At 70.0% G+C, this 2,310-nt stretch carries 3 protein-coding genes; all 3 read right to left on the bottom strand.

All coding sequences use genetic code 11. From position 1 onward, the window contains the following. The coding region (locus tag DQW06_RS16495; protein ID WP_157983459.1) for an EF-hand domain-containing protein at positions 1-204 on the bottom strand (204 nt) is incomplete at its 3' end. Between the two features lie 155 nt (positions 205-359). Next, a complete protein-coding gene (gene pstA, locus DQW06_RS16490) occupies positions 360-1,271 on the bottom strand; it encodes a phosphate ABC transporter permease PstA (protein ID WP_013156373.1) in 912 nt (303 codons plus the stop codon). Further along, a complete protein-coding gene (pstC, locus tag DQW06_RS16485; RefSeq protein WP_013156374.1) occupies positions 1,268-2,275 on the bottom strand; it encodes a phosphate ABC transporter permease subunit PstC in 1,008 nt (335 codons plus the stop codon). Before pstC ends, pstA begins: the two co-directional genes overlap by 4 nt. Positions 2,276-2,310: the final 35 nt, after the last annotated feature.

The following is a 2,310-nucleotide window of genomic DNA, read 5'->3' as shown; positions in this document are numbered from 1 at the left end:
GGACATGTAGGCCGTGAACTCGTCCAGGGTGATCAGCCCGTCGCCGTCCTGGTCCATGGCCCCGATCGCCCGCAGGGCCTGCTCCTCGGTGCAGCTGTCCCCGAGGCGGTGCATCAGGTCGGCGTACTCCTGTGCGGAGATGCGGCCGTCGCTGTCGGCGTCGACGAACGCGAAGGTCGTCGCGTACTCGTTGGTGTCGGGCATCTGCGTTCGTCTCCAGGGAGTCGCGGTGGCGGGTCCGGCGCAAGATTACCGGTGAGGGGGCGGTTCGGGAAGCCGGCGGGACGTCGGCGCCGACAGAGCCGAAGGGGCCGCGCACCGGAGGTCTCTCCGGCGCACGGCCCCACGGGGTCGGGCTGTCAGCGGCTGCCCACGGAGGCCCGCGAGCCGATCCACCGCGCGATCACGGTGAACAGCAGCACCAGCAGGAACAGGCACAGGGCGGCGCCCCAGGCGCGGTCGATACCGGCCTCGAAGGGCTGCATGGCGCCCCGGTACAGCTGCATCGGCACGGCGCCCTGCGGCTCGCCCTGGAAGGCGGTCACGACCAGGCCGGTGCCGAACGCGGTCAGCAGCAGCGGGGCGGTCTCGCCGATGCCGCGGGCGACGGCCAGCATCGAACCGGTGGTCAGGCCGGGGGCGGCGGCGGGCAGCACCGTGTGCACGATGGTCTGCCACTTGCGCGCGCCCAGGCCGTAGCTGGCGTTGCGCATCTCGTTGGGCACGAGCCGCAGCATCTCCTCCGCGGACCGCGTCACGATCGGCAGCATCATCATGGCGATCGCCAGAGCACCGGCGAAGGTGCCGAAGCCCATCTGGCCCCAGCCGATGACGACCAGGCCGTACACGAACAGACCGACGAAGATCGAGGGGATGCCCGTCATCACGTCGGTGAAGAAGCGGATCGCGCCGGTCAGGCGGTTGGGACCGTACTCCACGACGTAGACGGCCGTGGCGATGCCGAACGGGATCGACATCACGACCGCGAGCGCCATGATGTAGAGCGTGCCGAAGAACCCGGCCGCGTACCCGCCGCCCTCGCGCCGCGGCGGGGGCTCGGTCTCGGTGAAGAACTCCAGGTTGACGACGCCGATGCCGCGCCGGGTGACCTCGAAGATGATGAGGACCAGCGGGATCATCGCCAGGACCATCGCGGCGGTCAGTGCCACCGACGCAGAGCGGTCCTTGAACCTGCGGAAGCCGGAGCCGGGCGGGCGCTGGCTCAGGGGGGTGTGCCGGGCGTCCGGAGGAGTGGTGGTTGCTGTGCTCATACGGCGGAGTCTCCCGTGAACTGCCCCAGGCGCCAGACGATGACGCGGGCCAGGATGTTGACGATCATCGTGACCAGGAAGAGGGCGACGCCGATCGCCATCAGCGCCGTCCGGACCTCGGGCGAGGCCTCACCGAAGGACGCGGCGATGTGCGAGGCCATGCTGCTTCCGGTGCCGAACAGGCTGCCGCTCCACCCCTGGGTTCCGCCGATCAGCATCAGCACGGCGATGGTCTCGCCGAGGGCGCGGCCCAGTCCCAGCATGGCGGCGGCCACGATCCCGGAGAAGCTGGCCGGCAGGATCACCTTGGTGATGACCTCCCACCGGGTGGAGCCCAGGGCGTAGGCGGCCATCTGCTGCTCGATCGGCTGGACGACGACGACCTCGCGGATGAGCGCCGTCATGATCGGCAGGATCATGATGGCCAGCACGATGCCCGCGGGCAGGTAGCCGACGCCGCGCACCGGTCCCTCGAAGAGGAAGAACCAGCCGAAGGTGCTCTCCAGCCAGACGAAGAAGGGGCGCATCACGTTCGGCAGGAACCAGTGCAGGCCCCAGAGGCCGAAGATGACGCTGGGCACGGCGGCGAGCAGCTCGACCGTGTACGACAGCGGCTTGGCGAGGCGGCGCGGGGCCAGGTGGGTCAGGTAGACGGCGACCATGATCGCCAGCGGCAGCGCGATGGCGATCGCGATGGTCGCCGTGACCAGGGTGCCGTAGATGAAGGGCCAGGCGCCGTAGGTGCCGGTGATCTCCGTGCGGGATCCGCCGCTCTGCCAGTCCTCCCCGAGGAGGAAGCCGAAGAAGCCCTCCTTGGCGAAGACCGGCCAGGCCTCGCTGGTGGTCCGGATGACCATCAGCGCCAGGATGATCAGGACGAGGGTGCCGCAGGCCGCGACGGCCCACTTGAAGATCGGATCGCCCAGGCGCCCCTTGCCGGACTTCAGCGTCCCCCGCCGGGAGTCCTCGGGGGCCTGGGGGGCCTCACGGGCCTCGGTGGACATGTGCTTCTCCTCTGTGGCTTTCGTGGGGAGTGGAG

It is taken from the genome of Nocardiopsis sp. TNDT3, assembly GCF_003427465.1.
GTDB classification, from domain to species: domain Bacteria; phylum Actinomycetota; class Actinomycetes; order Streptosporangiales; family Streptosporangiaceae; genus Nocardiopsis; species Nocardiopsis dassonvillei.
This window is presented reverse-complemented; position numbering and strand designations above follow the sequence as displayed.

Coding starts and splice junctions, on each gene's coding strand:
- pstC (WP_013156374.1), bottom strand. CDS start 2,275: ATGTCCACCGAGGCCCGTGAGGCCCCCCAGGCCCCCGAGGACTCCCGG.
- pstA (WP_013156373.1), bottom strand. CDS start 1,271: ATGAGCACAGCAACCACCACTCCTCCGGACGCCCGGCACACCCCCCTG.